12 protein-coding genes are annotated in these 16,372 nt (G+C 71.0%); 5 read left to right on the forward strand and 7 right to left on the reverse strand.

All coding sequences use genetic code 11. The features are described from left to right. Both VNO22_07625 and VNO22_07630 read left to right on the forward strand, forming a co-directional pair. A partial coding sequence (locus tag VNO22_07625) for a tetratricopeptide repeat protein (protein ID HXG61225.1) occupies positions 1-818 on the forward strand: 818 nt, incomplete at its 5' end. Then, positions 815-1,927 (forward strand): aspartyl protease family protein, encoded by a 1,113-nt coding sequence (locus tag VNO22_07630; protein HXG61226.1) that lies wholly within the window; start codon positions 815-817, stop codon positions 1,925-1,927. The genes VNO22_07625 and VNO22_07630, both read left to right, overlap by 4 nt. Here VNO22_07630 and glpK read toward each other — a convergent pair. Together glpK and VNO22_07640 are read right to left on the reverse strand one after the other, a co-directional pair. Continuing rightward, positions 1,904-3,373, reverse strand: coding sequence for a glycerol kinase GlpK (gene glpK / locus VNO22_07635; protein ID HXG61227.1), 1,470 nt, complete (start codon positions 3,371-3,373; stop codon positions 1,904-1,906). The genes VNO22_07630 and glpK overlap by 24 nt on opposite strands. Further along, positions 3,374-4,588, reverse strand: coding sequence for a tetratricopeptide repeat protein (locus VNO22_07640; GenBank protein HXG61228.1), 1,215 nt, complete (start codon positions 4,586-4,588; stop codon positions 3,374-3,376). Between the two features lie 56 nt (positions 4,589-4,644). Between VNO22_07640 and VNO22_07645 the strand changes: the two genes are divergently transcribed. Both VNO22_07645 and VNO22_07650 read left to right on the forward strand, forming a co-directional pair. Beyond that, the gene (locus tag VNO22_07645) at positions 4,645-6,090 is read left to right on the forward strand and encodes an NADH:flavin oxidoreductase (protein ID HXG61229.1); all 1,446 of its coding nucleotides are present in this window, start codon (positions 4,645-4,647) and stop codon (positions 6,088-6,090) included. Beyond that, the gene (locus VNO22_07650) at positions 6,087-7,034 is read left to right on the forward strand and encodes a dihydrodipicolinate synthase family protein (protein ID HXG61230.1); all 948 of its coding nucleotides are present in this window, start codon (positions 6,087-6,089) and stop codon (positions 7,032-7,034) included. Before VNO22_07645 ends, VNO22_07650 begins: the two co-directional genes overlap by 4 nt. Here the strand turns inward: VNO22_07650 and VNO22_07655 are convergent. Then, on the reverse strand, positions 7,031-8,686 hold the full coding sequence (locus tag VNO22_07655) for an Nramp family divalent metal transporter (GenBank protein ID HXG61231.1): 1,656 nt from the start codon (positions 8,684-8,686) through the stop codon (positions 7,031-7,033). The genes VNO22_07650 and VNO22_07655 overlap by 4 nt on opposite strands. A 182-nt stretch (positions 8,687-8,868) precedes the next feature. Further along, on the reverse strand, positions 8,869-9,111 hold the full coding sequence (locus VNO22_07660; protein ID HXG61232.1) for a hypothetical protein: 243 nt from the start codon (positions 9,109-9,111) through the stop codon (positions 8,869-8,871). Positions 9,112-9,263: 152 nt separating this feature from the next. Here VNO22_07660 and VNO22_07665 point away from each other — a divergent pair, with 152 nt between their 5' ends. Then, positions 9,264-12,029, forward strand: a complete 2,766-nt coding sequence (locus VNO22_07665) for a hypothetical protein (protein ID HXG61233.1) — start codon at positions 9,264-9,266, stop codon at positions 12,027-12,029. A gap of 113 nt (positions 12,030-12,142) precedes the next feature. Here the strand turns inward: VNO22_07665 and VNO22_07670 are convergent, their stop codons facing one another. The 3 genes from VNO22_07670 to VNO22_07680 form a co-directional block, all read right to left on the reverse strand. After that, entirely contained in the window at positions 12,143-13,300 is a 1,158-nt protein-coding gene (locus VNO22_07670) for a PmoA family protein (protein ID HXG61234.1), read from the reverse strand. Next, positions 13,297-14,724 carry a Gfo/Idh/MocA family oxidoreductase gene (locus VNO22_07675; protein ID HXG61235.1) on the reverse strand — a complete coding sequence of 476 codons (1,428 nt, stop codon included), beginning with the start codon at positions 14,722-14,724 and terminating at the stop codon, positions 13,297-13,299. Before VNO22_07675 ends, VNO22_07670 begins: the two co-directional genes overlap by 4 nt. A gap of 84 nt (positions 14,725-14,808) precedes the next feature. After that, the gene (locus VNO22_07680) at positions 14,809-16,242 is read right to left on the reverse strand and encodes a Gfo/Idh/MocA family oxidoreductase (GenBank protein HXG61236.1); all 1,434 of its coding nucleotides are present in this window, start codon (positions 16,240-16,242) and stop codon (positions 14,809-14,811) included. Positions 16,243-16,372 lie beyond the last annotated feature (130 nt).

Consider the following 16,372-nt stretch of genomic DNA (forward strand, 5'->3'; position numbering starts at 1 on the left):
TCCGCCTCGTCCCCGCCCACCCCCAGGTCCTCCTCGAACGCGCCCGCCTCCGCCGAGCCGCCGGGCATCCCGAGGACGCCCGCCGCGACCTCGAGGAAGCCCGCCGCGCCGGCGGCCCCGCCGCCGCCGACGCCTTCGCCAACGAAGCCGTCCGCGTCCTCAACCTCGGCCGCCCCGCCGAGGCCGAACGCCTCTTCGAAAACGCCGCCGATCTCGATCCCGCCAACGCCCGCGCCTGGCTGGGCCTCGGACGCGCCCGCATGGAACTGCGCCGCTGGGAGGGCGCCGCCGAGGCCTTCGCCCGCGCCGCCGAGCTCCGGCCCGACGACGCCGAAATCCACTACCACCGCGGCAACGCCCTCTTCGCCCTCTCCCGCCTCGAGGACGCCTTCGCCGCCTACGACCTCTCCCTCCGCCTGGACGACACCCGCGCCGCCGCCTGGGCCGCCCGCGGCATCCTCCACCACCGCCTGTTCCGCGACTTCGACCGGGCCGACGCCGACTTCCGCCGCGCTCTCGAACTCGACCCCACCCTCGACTCCGCCTGGCTCAACCGCGGCCTCCTCTACCGCGACTTCCGCCGCCTCCCGGAAGCCGAACGGGACCTCCGCCAGGCGCTGCGCCTGCGCGCCGGACCCGAGGGCCTCCAGGCCCTCGGCCAGGTCCTCGCCGACCAGGGATCCTACGACGCTGCCCTCGACGCCTTCTCCAAGGCCCTCCTCCTCTGCCGCGACGACGCCCTCCGCCGCCGCATCGAAGCGGACGCCGAACGCGCCCGCGACGCGCGCGACAAGGAGCGCCGGGAGGGCCCCCGATGACGCGCCTCCCCGCCGCCCTTCTGGCGCTCCTGGCCGCCTGCGGACCCGGCCGCCCGGAGCTTCCCGACTCGGCGCTCGAGGCCTATCAGCGCGGCGACTTCGAACGCGCGGAAACCCTTCTCGGCTCCCCCGCGGATCCCGAGTCCGCCCTCCTCAAGGCGCGGATCCTCCTCCTCCGCAACCACCCCGGCGAGGCGGCCCGGATTCTCCTCCCCTTCACGCGGGGGCGGCACGACGTCTCCGTCGAGACGCTCCTCCACCAGGAGCTCGCCCTGGCCGCCCTGCGGGCCGACGACTTCGCCGCCGCCGCCCGCGCGTTCCACTTCCTGGGCGAGACGGTCGCCGCCCGCAAGTACGACACCCTCGCCCGCCGCGTGGGCTACGTCTCCGAGCTGGACGGCCCCGAAGCCGCCGCCGATCTCCTCTCCGCCGACCCTGTCCCCCTCGTCGTCGCCGACGCCAACGGCGTCTCGGGCCTTTTCCTCGTGGACACCGCCCTTGACGAAGTCCTCCTCGACCGCGACTTCGCCCGCAAGGCGCGCGCGGCCACCGTGGGACTCCAGGCGGGCGCCTTCCGCCGAAGCTACGACGAAGCGATCCTCGAGTCGCTCGAGATCGGACGCCTCCGCGTCCGCAACGTGCCCGCCCGGCTCGGCGCCGTTTCCGCCCCCGAAGGCGTCCGCGCGGACGGCGCGATCGGTCTTTCGCTCCTCCTGCGCTTCGACTTCACGCTCGACCTGCGCCGCGGAAGGCTCGTGTTCCGCCGGCCCGCCGGCCCTTCGCCCCTCCCGCGCGGAGTCCCGGCCTTCTGGGCGGGCGACCGAACCCTCCTCGTGCGCGGCTCCCTCAGGGACGGAACCCCGGCGCTCGCCGCCGTGGCCTCGAGCCTGCCCGGAACGACGATCGCCGCCTCCCCGGCGGTCGCCGAAGGGACGGAATTCCGTCTGGGGGGGCTTTCGCTTTCCGTGCCGCGCTCGGCGCCGGCCGCCTTTCCGGAGAACCTCGGCGGCGCCTTCGGATTTCCGGTGCACTTCGTCCTGGGGGCCGGAGCGCTGCGCGGCCGCGCTCTGCGGGTGGATCCCCGGTCAATGACCGCGGCGCTCGACTAGGGCCCGTCCGGGCGGACGGGTGAGCACCCGCCGGACGGCGTCCTTCCAGCCCGCGTACAGCTCCTCCGCCCGCCGCCGCGCAAGCCGCGGCCGGAAAACGCGCTCCGGCGGCGGCACGAGCTTCTTCACCGACGCCCACACCCCGGCTCCGAGCCCCGCCAGGAACGCCGCCCCCAGGGCCGTCGAATGGAGATTCCGCGGACGCACCACCGGCGCCCGCAGGAGATCCGCCTGGAATTGCAGGAGAAAATCGTTCGCCGCCGCGCCCCCGTCCACCCGCAGCGACCGCACCCGGACGCCCCCCGCGTCGATCACGTCCCGCGTCTGATAGGCGATCGCTTCGAGCGCCGCCCGCGCGATCTCCGCCCGGCCCGAACCGCGCGTCAGCCCCAGAATCGCCCCCCGCGCCCCCATGTCCCAGTAGGGCGCCCCCAGTCCCACCAGGGCCGGCACGAAATAGACGCCCCCCGAGGAGGAAACCGAACGCGCCAGACGCTCCGTCTCCGCCGCCTTCCGCACGATCCCCAGCATGTCCCGCAGATACTGGATCGCCGCGCCGGCCACGAAGACCGCCCCCTCGAGCGCGTACACCGCCTCGCCCCGCGGCCCGCACGCCAGCGTCGTCAGAAGCCCCGCTTCCGAGTCGATCCGCCGGCGCCCCGTGTTGACGACGAGAAACCCTCCCGTGCCGTAGGTGTTCTTCATGGACCCCGGATCGACGCACCCCTGGCCGAAAAGGGCGGCCTGCTGGTCCCCCGCGCAGCCGAACAGGGGGATCTCCCGGCCGAAGTGGCCGCGCGCGCACGACCCGTAGGAGGCCGTGGAACCCCGCACCTCGGGAAGCATCCGCCGCGGAATTCCGAAAATCTCCAGAAGCTCGTCGTCCCACCGCCGACGGTCGATGTCGAAAAGCAGCGTCCGCGAGGCGTTCGTGGGATCCGTCGCGTGCACCCGGCCGCCGGAGAGGTTCCAGAGCAGCCACGTGTCGATCGTTCCGAAGCAGAGATCGCCCCGCGGCCGGACGTGCCGCAGGATCCACGCCGCCTTCGTCGCGGAAAAGTAGGCGTCCGGCACGAGCCCGGTCTTGCGGCGAAGAAGCGGCTCCAGCCCCCGGCGGCGCAGATCCTCGCAGTCGGGCGCCGTGCGCCGGCACTGCCAGACGATGGCGTTGTGGACCGGCCGGCCGGTCCTGCGGTCCCAGATCACCGTGGTCTCGCGCTGGTTGGTGATCCCGATCGCCGCCACGTCCCGCGCCCGTCCCAGCACGCGCGCGATCAGGCGCCGCGTCACCCGCCAGATCTCCGCCGGATCGTGCTCCACCCATCCGGGCCGGGGATAGATCTGGCGGAACTCCGAGTAGGCGCGGTCCACGATCCGCCCGCGCTCATCCACGAGCACGGCGGAAACCCCCGTGGTCCCCTCGTCCACCGCCACCACGTGCGCCATTCATCCCCCGAGTCGCCGCAGGATGGAATGCCACGGAAAGTTCCGGCCCGGCGTCGCCTCCCGGGCGCGCTCGGCCCAGCGCCGGTCCCCCGTGGCCAGCGCCAAATAATAGTAAAGGTCGTTCGCGAACGCCCGCGCCACTTCCCGGGCTTCGCGCTCGAGATCCTCCTCCGACCGCTCGGCCGCCAGATGCAGCATGGTCAGACGGACCAGGTGGAGATCGCCGAGCTCCGGATCGATCCGCGCCAGGAAGTCCCGGGCGGTCGCCACCGCCTCCGGCCGCCGCCCCGCTTCCAGAAGCGCCAGGACCCGATAGGAAAGCGCGTCTCCCGCGATCTGCGGATCGGCCACGCCCCCCAGCGCGGCTCCCTCTTCGATCACCCGGACCGCCTGGCCCGCCTCCAGCATCGCCGCCAGCCGAGAGCGGCGGAGCGACAGCCCCAGGCGGGACTCGGGAGCGACGCCGCTCGAGGCGGCGTCCAGAGTCCGCAGCGCGCCGGCGAAATCCCCTTCCTCGCGCAGGCGTCCCGCGCGCAAGAGGGCCCGGAAGCCGGATGCCGCCGGGCGGCGCTCCTCCGGCGGCGACCACGCCTCCAGCGCGGCCTCCGCCTCGGCGGCGCGCCCGAGCGCCACGAGCGCCCGGTACCGCAGCCGCATCGCCTGTTCGTCCGCGGACTCCGGACCCTCGAGCCTTTGGAGCGCCTCCCCGTAGCGTTCCAGATCGATGAGGGCTTCCGCCAGAAGAAGGCACAGGCCGGGATCCGGCGGACCCGTTCCGGCCGCCTTCTCCAGGTGCGCCAGCGCCTCGCGCGCGCGCCCGAGCCGGAGCTTGCCCATCCCGATCGCCCGCCGGGCCGCCGCTTCCGCCGAAGGATCCAGCTCGAGGAGCCGCTCCCAGTGAACCAGGCCCGCCTCGTACGCTCCCAGCTCGTACAGACAGCGCCCCATGAGGAAGCGCAGGCCCGGCGCGTCGGGGTGGCCCTCGAGGGCGGTCCGCAGGCGCTCGCGCGCCTCCCGGAACTTGCGCTCCTGGAAGAGGCGCAGGACGGCCTCCACGAAGGCCCGTTCGGAAGCGCCGGGGGCGAGCGCCGCGGGCTCCGGGCGCGCCTCCGCTCCGGAGCGCGGCCGCGTCGCGAGGTAGGCCCCGGCCGCCGCGAGCGCCGCCGCGGCCGCCCCGGCCAGGAGCGCGCGCCGGCCGCGAAGCGAAAACGCCATACGGGCGGCATTATATCTCTCGCCTCCGCGCGGGGGGACGTTATATTAGGGCTCCGATGCGCCGGGATTTCCTCAAGGGCAACCCCCTGTTCGCCGACCGGGAGACGCTCCTGGCGGAAATCGCGCGCCTGGGCGTGGATATCACGCTGGAGCCGGACGTCCGCGAAACCCTCCGGCCCGCCCGCATCGGCCCCCGCACGGTGGGCAACCGGTTCGTGATCCACCCCATGGAGGGCTGCGACGGGACGCTCGACGGAAAGCCCGACGAAGTCACCTACCATCGCTGGGGCCGGTTCGCCCGCGGGGGCGCCAAGATCCTCTGGGGCGAGGCCTGCGCCGTCGTCCCCGAGGGCCGGGCCAACGCGCGCCAGCTTCTTTTCTCCAGGTCCAACGCGGCGGCGCTCGCGCGCCTGATCGCCTTCGCCCGCGAGGAGCACCGCAAGGCGTGCGGCGCGGACGGCGACTTCCTCGTGGGGCTCCAGCTGACGCACTCGGGGCGTTTTTCCTATCCGACGCCGTCCCTGCTGGTGCGGGATCCGGTGATCGACCCCTTCGCGAGGATCGGAAAGGAGCGCCGCCCCCTCCCGGACGACTTCCCCGTCCTGTCCGACGCCGATCTCGACCGCCTGCAGGACGCCTACGTCGAGGCGGCGCGGTGGGCGCGGGAGGCGGGGTGCGACTTCGTGGACGTCAAGCAATGCCACCGTTACCTCCTGTCCGAAATGCTCGGAGCGCGGACGCGGCCGGGCAAGTACGGAGGGAGCCTCGAGAACCGCACCCGCTTCGCCCGCGAGGTCTTCGCCCGCATCCGTTCCGAGGTCGGCCCGGACCTCCTTCTGGCGACCCGGATGAACGTCTTCGACGCGATCCCGTTCCGCCGCAACCCGGAGACCGGGATCGGCGAACCGGTTCCCGCGCCGCGGCCGTACCCCAACGCGTTCGGCTCGAATCCGGACAATCCCCTCGAGCCCGACCTCCGGGAGCCCCTGGAGGCGATCCGGACGCTGCGCGAGGCGGGGCTTGCGATCCTCAACGTCAGCGCGGGATGTCCCTACTACAACCCGCATTTCGGACGCCCCGCCGACACGCCTCCGCCCGACGGCTACGAGATGCCCGAGCCCGGCCTCGTGGGCGTGGAACGGCACTTCCGGCTGACGGAGGCGATCCAGCGGGCTTTTCCCGATCTGGCGGTGGTGGGCACGGGCTACAGTTACCTGCGCCAGTTCGCCGCGGAAGCGGGCGAATCGAACGTGCGCCGGGGTCGGGTGACGTTCGTGGGACTGGGGCGCGGGGCGATCGCCTATCCGGACTGGGTGCGGGACCTCCAGGAGAAGGGGCGCATGGAGCGGCTCAAGAGCTGCATCACCGTGAGCTACTGCACCACGCTCATGCGCGCCAAGGGCAACGCCCTCGGCCAGTACCCGGCCGGCTGCGTCCCCCGCGATCCGCTGTACGCGAAGTTCCTCCAGGACATCCGCAAGGCGGAAAGGACCCGTTCATGAAACGCTTCCTGGACCGCCTCCGCCCGGGACGACGGATCGAGGGGATCTCGGCGATCTTCCTTCCCTTCGACGCGGCGGGCCGGCCGGACTGGGCCTCCTTCGAAGCGCATCTCGGCCGCACGCGGGACGCGGGGCTCCAGCCCGCCGTCAACATGGACACGGGATTCGGCCCGCAGCTCTCCCCGGAGCAACGCCGGGAGGCGCTCCGCCGGACGCGGCGGGCGCTGGGCTCGGGGCCGTTCGTGGCCGGAGCGTGTCCCTTCGGGGAGGACCCCGATCTGCGCCGCGGGTACGCGAAGGCCGTCGCGGCGATTCTGGACCAGGGGGGAACCCCCATTTTCTTCCAGAGCCCGCTTTTCGCCGCCGGCGGGCCGCGGGAGATCGAGGCGCTCTACCGGAAACTCGCCGCGCCCTGCGAGAAGGCCCTGGCCTTCGAGCTCGGAACCATGTTCGCCCCCTTCGGCCGGATCTACGATCGGGAGACCTGGCGGCGCCTCCTCGGAATCCCCGCCCTCGTCGGGGCGAAGCACTCGTCGCTGTCGCGGTCCCTCGAGCTCGACCGCCTGGAGCTGCGGGACCGCGAGCGGCCCGACTTCCGCGTCTATACCGGAAACGACCTGGCGATCGACATGGTGATGTACGGAAGCGACTATCTCCTGGGGATCTCGACGTTCGATCCCGAGGCCTTCGCGCTCCGGGACCGCTGGTGGGCCGAAAACGACGAACGGTTCTTCGAGCTCAACGACGCGCTCCAGGCCCTGGGCGCCGTGGCCTTCCGGGATCCGGTCCCCGCCTACAAGGACAGCGCGGCGGCGTACCTGCGCCTCACGGGCCGCATGGCCGATCCGCGCCCTCATCCGGAATGTCCGCGGCGGCCTCCGTGGGAGGCGGAGATCCTGGCTCCCCTGGCGCGGCGGATCGACCGGGCCTGCGGACGTCCTTAGGCGGCCGCCCGCTCTCCCCCGCGGCGCACCAGCCACGCCGCGTACGCCGCGAGCACCCCGAGGAACGCCACCATGAGTCCCAGGAAGGCGTATCCGAGCGCGCCGTTCCCCTTCTCGATCTCGAAGTACAGCGTGATGCCCGACAGGGCGAAGAAATACAGCCCCGACAGGGCCAGACCCGCGCGAGAGACCCAGCCGGGACGCAGCGCCGGCGGCAGGAGCGTCAGGTTCACCGCCAGCACGTGGAAGCAGCTGTATCCGAGCGCGTAGTTGGCGATGCAGCCGTAGATCTCCACGAGCCCCTTGGGGCGCGGAATAAAAAGGAGAATGAGCACCCCGAGCCCCACGTACGAGGCCAGCACCCAGAAGTAGAAGAGATTGATCCTCCGCGGGTCCCACCGCTGGAGGCGCCTGGACGCCGTCCAGGCCAGGTCCACCCACCGGCGCACGGTGGAGTCGGCGTCCGAAATCGTATTCGGCACGAGAACGAGTACCGCGCAGACGAGAAGGAGCGTCCCGTAGAACCTGCCGAGTCCGCCGCCGACGGTGCGCTCGACGCCCTGCGCCGTCAACGTCGCCATGGCCCATCCGTCGCCCGCCGCGCCGCGCGGAAGAAACTCCACCGAAAGCATCGCCGGAAGCCCCACGCCGACCAGCGCCCCCGTCATCCAGACCGCCAGCTGTTCGCGCGTCACGTGGCGCACCCATCCGCGCCACCGGGGGAGCGACGCCTCGGTCACCTCGAACACCTTTCCCACGTGGGAGAGTTCCAGGCGCCGCCCGCCGAAGATCGAAGGGATCGCCCCCACCTGGCCGCCCATGCCCCAGCCCTGGTCCCGCGTGTAGCTCGAAACCATCGTGTTCTTGAGCCCGCCGATCCCCGCGATGGCCGCGAACGCCGCCAGCGCGGCGAACGCCTGCGGATCCATGTCCGGAAGCCCCGCTCCGGAAAGCAGCGACGCGAAAAGATTCTCGGTGCCCCCCGACCGCACGGGGACCGTCCCGAACTTGAAAAAGCCCGTTCCGATGTCGATCCACGTGGACGCCGACGAATAGAAGAGCGCCAGGAAGGAAAGCGTCGCGAAGACGACGACGACCTTCACCGTCATGACCGCCTTCACGAAGCTGTAGATCTTCCCGGCCACGACGAGCGGAACGGCCGAAAGGACGTACAGGCCGCACATGATCCCGAGAAGCACCGCCTTGTCGTCCGCAGGACTCGGAAGCCTTCCCGTGGCCAGCGTGTAGACCGGGGTGGCCACGCTCGCCATCTGGTAGGGCATGAGCGATCCGAGGTCCAGGACGAGATACAGGCCCAGCCAGAAGAGCGGCCCCAGGAACGTGCGGAACTTCCCGTTCATGATGGGCTCGCCCGTGTAGAGCGTGTAGCGGCTGATTTCGATGTTGTAGACGGTCTGCGCGAGGATGCTGAGGGTGGTGACCCAGAGGACGCAGCCCCCGTAGCGGCCCGTGTTGACGGGCCCCATGAGCCACTCCCCGCCGCCGATGGCCGCGCCCGCGCAGAGAAGCCCCGGGCCCAGCATTGTCGCCCAGCTCTTGCGGCTCCAGCGCGGGGGCTCGGGAAGCACCCCGACCTCCCAGGGAGGCATCGCGGGGGACCCCGGAGTGGGAGCCTTGAAGGCGGCGGGCATCGCGCCCACGATACCCGCCCCGGGCGGCGCGGGTCAAGCGCCGTCGCGGCGGCGGCACGCCGCCCAAAAAGGCCGCGGAGGGGCCCGGAAGAGGACCTTGGGGCTATAGGAGGTAACAGGTCGGCAACGACTGAGCTTCCGAGCCCCTGCCGCGGACGTTCGGTTCGAATCGAAGATCGCCTTCAAGCGCCGGCGGGCGGCTCCTCCCGGCGCGCCTCGCCGGGGGCCTCGCCTTTCGGGCCGCCTTCGCGGGGCGTCCCGGGAGGAACCTCCGGCGCCTCGATCGGCCCCGGGCCGGTCCGGCCTTCCTCCGCGGCCGACTCGCCGCGCTTCTGCGCCTCCTCCGGAGTCCCGCGGGCCTTCCGGGCCCGGGCGGCCCCGCCCTTCTTTCCCGCCTTCTTCTTGCGCGGATCCTTTTCCGCCATAGCGCGCCTCACCGTTGTCCTTCGGGGTCCCCTCTCCACATCGGTGAGCCGCACCCCGACGGCCACGTTATGAGGAGCCCGCCGTTCCGGTCTCCGCGACCGGAGCGCAAATTCCTTCCGCCTTCCCCCTTCCGCGCGCACAATGGAACCCCATGACTCCCGCGCTCGCGGCCGCCGCCTTCCTGGCCCAGATCCAGGTGCGCGACGAGCCCAAGGACTGGAAGCTCCTGGAGACCCCTCACTTCAACCTTTACTATCCCTCGGACGAGCTCCTTCCCCGGGCCCGCGAGTTCGCCGCGTGGTTCGAAAAGGCCCGCACGGAGCTGGCCGCCCAGACGGGCCACGAGCCCCGCCGCGTGAACGTCTTCCTCTACCGCTCGTTCCACGATCTCCTTCAGGCGAGCTTCCTGGGCTCGCCGCGGGAAGCGGCGCCCCTCTCCGACCGCGTCCGCCGCCCCGCCGCCCTCCCCGACCGCGCCCCGCCCCCGCCCTGGGCCCGCGCCTGCCGCCCGCACGCCCGCTCCCGCGCGCTGGCGCTGGCGGAACCCACCCGCGACCGCATCTTCATCCACTGCCAGGACAGCGACCGGTGGAACTGGTGGTTCGTCAAGCACGAGCTGGCCCACCAGGTCCAGTTCGAGCACCTCTACGCGTTCCGGCTGCCGAGCTGGCTCATCGCGCTCAAGGACCCTCTCGTCCCCGCATGGTTCTGGGAAGGCGGCGCCGACTTCCTGGCCGGCATCTTCGACAGCCGCAAGGACGAGTTCATGCGCGACCTCGCCCGCGAGCGCCTCTACGACCTCAAGGAACTCTTCTTCCCGGACATCCTCAACCCCTACGACTTCCTGGCGATCTACTACCAGGGTTCCTACTTCTGGCGCTTCCTCGAGGAGGCGTACGGCCCCGGCACCGCGCGGCGCGTCTTCGAGCGCTACGACCGGGGAATTCCCGTCGCGTCGCTGCGCCCCCTCAAAGCCGCCACGGACCGCGACCGCGAAACTCTCGAACGCGACTTCGAGGAGCATCTCCGGCGCGGCTGGGCGCCGATCGAGGCCGGCCGCGGCGCGCCCTCCGAGCGCCTCACCGACGTGCGCGCCTATTACCGACGCCGCGCCTGGGGCGGCCGATGGAGTCCCGACGGCCGGCGCCTGGCGTGGGTGAGCGACGAGGACGTCTGGCCGGAGCTTTACGTGGACGGCCGCGGGCTTCTGGGCCTGCGACGCGGCATCGACCTGGGGTTCGTCGTCTCGCCGCCGTCGTGGAGCCCCGACGGGCGCCGCCTCGCGGTGGTCGAATGGACCACGAATCGGGACGACCTTCTCCTCGTGGACGTGGAGGGCGGCACGGAAAGCGTCCGGCTCCCCTTCGACGAGATTTACGATCCCGCGTGGTCCCCGGACGGCGGGCGGATCGTCTTCTCCGCGCTTCTCCACGGGACGAGCGACCTCTGGGCCTGGCACCTGGCCGACGGGCGCCTGGAGCGGCTCACCGACGACGCGGCCGCGGACCGCGCCCCCGCCTGGAGCCGGGACGGCCGCCTGGCCTGGATCAAGGAGATCGAAGGCCGCACGATTCTCCATGTGGACGGACGGCCCGTGACCCGCTCCTGGGCGCTCCTCGAATACCCGCAGTGGTCGCCCGACGGGAAATCGATCGTCCTGGCGGCCGACGTGGACGGCGTGTGGGACGCCTTCGAGGTGGATCCCGGGACGGGCCGCGCCCGGCGCCTCACGCGTTTCCGGGGCGGCGTTTCCTACCCGGCGTATCACCCCGACGGGTCGCTCGTCGTCACCTACTACGAAGGCCGCGGCCAGGATCTTTATCGCGTGCGGCCCGAGCCGCAGGAGGAGCCTCGGTTCGACCAGGAGGAGCGCCGTTCCTGGTACGACGCCTTCCGCAAGCCGCCCCCCCAGGGGGAACCGGCCGAAAAATCGCGCGTCTGGGGCGTCCACTGGCTCATGTTCCCGGTCACAAGCGCCTCGCTTCTGACGCCGGGGGTCGAGTTCTCCTTCGGGGACCGCGACGCCGAGAACACCCTGACCCTTTCGGCCGCCGGGGCGTCGAGCCGTCTCTGGACGGCCTCCGCCACCGTCGCCAACACGCGCTGGCGGCCCACGATCGGCGCGCGGGCCGCCGGGGGGCGGCTCGGGGACCTCACCGAGATCCGCGGCGAGCCCTTCGTGGAGCTTCCCCTCTGGCCCACGATCGCCACGGGCGCCGGATGGGTGGCGCGGTACCGCGACCAGGAGGAAGAGGAGATTCCCGACCCGCACGTCTTCGACAGCGGTCCCACCGTGTCGCTTTTCTTCTCCAACCGGACCGGCTACCGCACCTGGGATTCCTCCTGGGGTTTCGCCTTCGGAGCCACGGCTTCGTTCTTCCGGGAGGACTTCGGCGGCGACCGCGACCTCAACGAATACTTCGGCTTCCTCGAAGGGGCCCGCGATCTGGCCCAGGACTGGACGCTCTGGGGACGGGTCGCGTACGAGAAGCTCGTGGGGCCCGCGTTTCTCGAGGCGGAGATTCTCGAGCTGGGGGACGTTCTTCGCGGGGCGGAGGACCTCGAGGGCCTGGAGCGGGGGGTGGTGTCCCTCGAATTCCGGTTTCCCCTCTGGAGGGATCTTCTCTGGAAGCCTCTGGAGCTGATCGGCCTGGGCGAGTGGCTGATCCTGAAGGACCTCCGCGGGTTCGCGTTCGGGCAGGCCGGCTACGCCGGAACGGAGCCCCGGCAGGCGTGGGACGACGACTTCGGGGCGGTATCGGCCGGGCTGGGGCTGCGCCTGGATTTCTCGTTCATGCTCTGGCCGCTCGTGAATCTCCGGGTCCCCACGCGGATCGAGGTCTGGGGCGCGATCGTCGGGCAGGACGAGGACGACCCGCGCGGCGCGGTGGGCGGCGGGTTCGCGGTGGGTTTTTGACGGAAGGCGGGCGATGCGCGCGGGACGGGCGGGACCCGCGAGGATCGCCCCGGCGGCCTGCACGGGGATCCGCGTGGCTTGCGCGGGAAGAAGGCCCCTCCGAACCCGGCCGCCTATTCCCGCGCCGGCTCGGCGTGCGCGTAGCCGGCGAAGACGTCCGCCACCTTTCCCTCGGCCGCGTCGCCGCCGTGGACGTAAACGCGGTACCTCAGGACCACCGACTCGCCCGGCCCCAGCGTCTGCTCGCCCTTGCGGTCCAGTCCCTTGGCCTCCGTCACGTACCACGGATTGGCCGCGAAAAGCCCGTACGCCCGCACGTGCCAAGTGGTCGGGTACCGGAAGCTCGACGGGTGATTGAAGACCGCCACGCCGATCTTCCTTCCGTTCACCTCGGCCGAGTAATCCACCCACGGGGCCGCCGCCGCGCGGATCGCCTTTTCCCCGCGGTTGCCGAGCGCGTCGGTCATGAGGTCCGGCGCGTCCCCCTTGCGGCTCAGCTCCGCGGCCACGCGCACGGCGAAGCTCCCCTCCTTGGCCATCCGGGGGTTCGTCCCGAGCGCGACGGGGGCGGCCCCCGCCCGCAGCGTGATCGTCCAGTCGAGGACCGCATCCTCGCCGGCGTTCAGGATCCGCACGTCCTGGATCTCGACGAGGTCCTCTCCCCAGGCGTTCTCGACGGCCAGTCGCGCGCAGGCCGGGCCGGCCTCGCGCGCGAGGATCCGCCGGTGCGTGATCGGAACCTTGGCCCAGTAGTCCCGGCCGTTCACGTCCCCGAACGCGTGGTAGATGCCCGAGTGATGAGGATGGTCGCGCGCCTCGCCGGGTCGATCCTCGATCGGAAATCCGCGCAGGACGTTCGCCCCGCGCGCCACGAGCGGATAAAAGCAGGGCTTCCGATGCGTCGTTCCCGCGACGGGGTAAAAGCGGGTGATTTCCCGATCCGGCGCGCGCACCGAAACGATCCCTCCCTCCAGGTCCGCCAGCGCCAGACCCGGGAGTTTCGACGCCCCCGGGCGGATCACGAACCTCGGACGGGCGCCCGCCGGAACGAACGGCACGAGCCACCGGACGACCCGGCCTTCCGTCTGGCTGGGAACCGGCCGGCCCTGTTCGTCGGCGACCTCGCAGGGAACGCCCACGCGCTCGGGGACCGGAGTCTCCAGAAGCAGCCAGCGGCGGTCCTTTTCGTGAGGCGCCAGCGTCACCGCGGCGTCGTCGGCCGCCGCGGGAAGCGCCGCCAGGAGCGCGGCCCCGAAGACGAGCGTTTTCATACGTTCTCCGGCACCACGAACGGCTTGCGGTACTCGCGCCGCAGCAGCGCCGTCGCCGCCGCGTCGTTGACGAAAGTCTCCGTGCGCGAATCGAACTCCAGCGCCCGCCCGACGCGCACCGGGGTGCGGGCCGCCTCCAGGCCGTTTTCCACGAGGTGCTCCCGCATGCGCCGGTAGGCTTCGTTGGCCTCCTCGTGCGCCCCGAAGGGGGCGTCCTGCGAGAGCGGACGCAGTTCCCCCAGGCGATACGAGATGTTCCCCAGATGGCACAGCGACGTCGACAGGTGTCCCTCGAGCACCTCGGAATTCAGCCGCGCGCGGTCGCGGGCCTTGACCGCGTCGGCGAAGTTCCGGAAATGGTCCCCCGACCCGCTGAAGCGCTGCACCAGCTCCCCCCTCAGATCGAACGCCGCCATGCCCGAGATGCTCGAGGCCACGTAGCCGTTCTCGCAATGGAAGACGTTCCCCATCGCGACGTCCTTGTACTTTCCGGTCGGAAGCCCCCGGACCTCCTGGAGGATCTGCGCGTCGCCGTAGTCATAGAGGACGATCTGCGTGTTCGGCGTCTGGCCGTCGTCTTCGTAGCCCAGGCGGCCGCCGACGCTGAGGATCCGGCGCGGATGCTCGGACTTTCCGAGCGCCCACCGCGCCATGTCGAGGTAGTAGATGCCGTTGTTGGCGAGTTCCCCGCCGCCGTAGTCCCAGTTCCAGTGCCAGTTGTAGTGAAACCGGTTCGGATTGAACGGCCGTTCGGGGGCGGGGCCGAGCCAGAGATCGTAGTCCACGCCGGGGGGTACGGGCCCGTCGGGCTTCTTGCCGATCGAGCCGCGCCGGTTGTAGCAGAGCCCCCGCGCCAGGAGAATCCGGCCGAACTTCCCCGATTTCAGGAACTCGACGGCGGAACGGGCGCTCTCCAGGGAACGCGGATAGTTGCCCATCTGCACGAGGCGATCGTACTTGCGGGCGGCCTCCACGAGCTTGCGCTGTTCCCACAGATTGTGCCCCAGCGGCTTTTCGACGTAGACGTCCTTGCCCGCCTGCACCGCCCAGAGGGACGCCAGGACGTGCCAGTGGTTGGGCGTCGCGATCGAGACGACGTCCACGGTCTTGTCTTCAAGAAGTTTCCGGATGTCCGCGTAATGCTGCGGCTTGCGGCCGGTCCGCCGCTCGACGGCCCCCATCGCGTCGCCGACCACGTTGGAATCCGGGTCGCAGACGGCCACGACCTCGGCGTCGGGAAGAGCCGACCACTTGGAGACGTGCACCCGACCCTGCCCGCGCACGCCGACGACCGCCACGCGGAGCCGCTCGTTGGGTCCGGCCCGCCGCGGAGCGGGTCCCGCCGCCGCCGCCGGAAGGGCGGGCAGGGCCGCCGCCGCCAGGAGGGACTCTGCCAGGAATTCGCGCCTCGTGGATCCGCGCATCGCGAAGGTCTCCTCGGAAAGAAAGGGGGGACGGCGGCCGGGGAGGGCGGGAGGGGGGACCTCCCCGGCCGCGCGACTAGGGGATCAGACGTTCTCGGGCACCACGAAGGGTTTGCGGTACTCGCGCGTGAGGAGCTTGTTGGCTTCCTCGTCTCCCACGAACCGCTCGGTCTTGGGATCGAGCGTCAGGAGCCGGCCCACGCGAAGCTGGGTGAGATCAGCCTTCACGCCGTTCTGCGCGAGGTGCTCCTTCATGCGGTTGAAGGTCTCGGTGGCCTCGTCGTGATCCGGGAAGGGGTTGGACTTGTACATCGCCTCGAGCTTGCCGAGCCGGTAGGAGATGTTGCCCAGATGGCACAGCGCGCTCGAGAGGTGTCCTTCCTCGATGTCGGCCGTCAGGTCCTCGCGGCGGCCGGAGCGGACGGCGTCCACGAAGTTGCGGAAGTGATCGCCGTCGCCGCCGCCGAAGTGCTCGATCTTTTCTCCCTTCAGATCGAACGCCGTGGCGCTCGTGTAGGTCGGGTTGACGAGGTAGCCGTTTTCGCAGTGGAAGACGACGCCGATCTTCGCCCCGCGGTAGGCTTCGGTCTCCAGCCCGCGCACCTCGAAGAGGATCTGGACGTCGCCGTAGTCGTACAGGCAGAGCTGGGTGTTGGGGGTCTCTCCGTCGTCTTCGTAGCCGAAGCGGCCGCCCACGGAAATGACCTTGTTGGAGAGCGCGTTCTTCCCCACACCCCACCGGGCGATGTCCATCTGATGGATGCCCTGGTTGCCGAGGTCGCCGTTGCCGTAGTCCCAGAACCAGTGCCAGTTATAGTGGAACCGGTTCGGGTTGAAGGGCCGTTCGGGGGCGGGGCCGAGCCAGAGGTCGTAGTTCACGCCGGGGGGCACCGGGCCGTCGGGCTTCTTGCCGATCGAGCCGCGGCGCTTGTAGCAGAGGCCCCGGGCGAGCTTCACCTTGCCGAGCTTCCCCTCCTGCAGGAACTGGATGGCCCGGCGCAGGCCCGCGGAGGAGCGGCATTGAGTGCCCGTCTGGCAGATCTTGTTGTACTTGCGGGCGGCCTCCACGATCTTGCGGCCTTCCCAGACGTTGTGGCTGACGGGCTTCTCCACGTAGACGTGCTTGCCCGCCTGGAGGGACCAGATGGAAAAAAGCGCATGGGTGTGGTTGGTGGTGGCGATCGAGACGGCGTCGATCGTCTTATCCTCGAGCATCTTTCGGATGTCCTGGTAGAAGGCGGGCTTCTTTCCGCTGCCGCGCTCGGCGGTCTTCATCGCCTGATCGATGACGTTCTCGTCGATGTCCACGATCGCGGCGACCTGGACGTCCTTCATCTTGGCGAAACCGCTCACGTGGGCCAGGCCCCGGCCCTTGACGCCCACGACGGCCACGCGCAGGATCTCGTTGGCTCCGACGGGACGGGAGGGTCCCGCCGCCGAGGCGAGCCGGGGCGCGGACGAGGCGGCCGCGGCGGCCGCGGCGGACAAGAGAAACTCTCGACGGGAAAACTCGCGCATAGGATTCCTCCAGATCGGGCGATCCCGCTCCCCCGGAACCCGATTCCTACTATTAGATACGCCCTGCGATCGGGCCCGTGTACCGATCCTGCGATTATAGCGCGGGGGCGCCGGCCGTTGCACGAGGTTG

This window comes from Planctomycetota bacterium (assembly GCA_035574235.1).
Lineage (GTDB): Bacteria > Planctomycetota > MHYJ01 > MHYJ01 > JACPRB01 > DATLZA01.

Excerpts from the sequence above, each read along its gene's own strand:
- VNO22_07630 (HXG61226.1), top strand. The coding sequence starts at position 815 with ATGACGCGCCTCCCCGCCGCCCTTCTGGCGCTCCTGGCCGCCTGCGGA.
- VNO22_07650 (HXG61230.1), top strand. The coding sequence starts at position 6,087 with ATGAAACGCTTCCTGGACCGCCTCCGCCCGGGACGACGGATCGAGGGG.
- VNO22_07655 (HXG61231.1), bottom strand. The coding sequence starts at position 8,686 with ATGCCCGCCGCCTTCAAGGCTCCCACTCCGGGGTCCCCCGCGATGCCT.
- VNO22_07680 (HXG61236.1), bottom strand. The coding sequence starts at position 16,242 with ATGCGCGAGTTTTCCCGTCGAGAGTTTCTCTTGTCCGCCGCGGCCGCC.
- VNO22_07660 (HXG61232.1), bottom strand. The coding sequence starts at position 9,111 with ATGGCGGAAAAGGATCCGCGCAAGAAGAAGGCGGGAAAGAAGGGCGGG.
- VNO22_07670 (HXG61234.1), bottom strand. The coding sequence starts at position 13,300 with ATGAAAACGCTCGTCTTCGGGGCCGCGCTCCTGGCGGCGCTTCCCGCG.
- VNO22_07645 (HXG61229.1), top strand. The coding sequence starts at position 4,645 with ATGCGCCGGGATTTCCTCAAGGGCAACCCCCTGTTCGCCGACCGGGAG.
- VNO22_07675 (HXG61235.1), bottom strand. The coding sequence starts at position 14,724 with ATGCGCGGATCCACGAGGCGCGAATTCCTGGCAGAGTCCCTCCTGGCG.
- glpK (HXG61227.1), bottom strand. The coding sequence starts at position 3,373 with ATGGCGCACGTGGTGGCGGTGGACGAGGGGACCACGGGGGTTTCCGCC.
- VNO22_07665 (HXG61233.1), top strand. The coding sequence starts at position 9,264 with ATGACTCCCGCGCTCGCGGCCGCCGCCTTCCTGGCCCAGATCCAGGTG.
- VNO22_07640 (HXG61228.1), bottom strand. The coding sequence starts at position 4,588 with ATGGCGTTTTCGCTTCGCGGCCGGCGCGCGCTCCTGGCCGGGGCGGCC.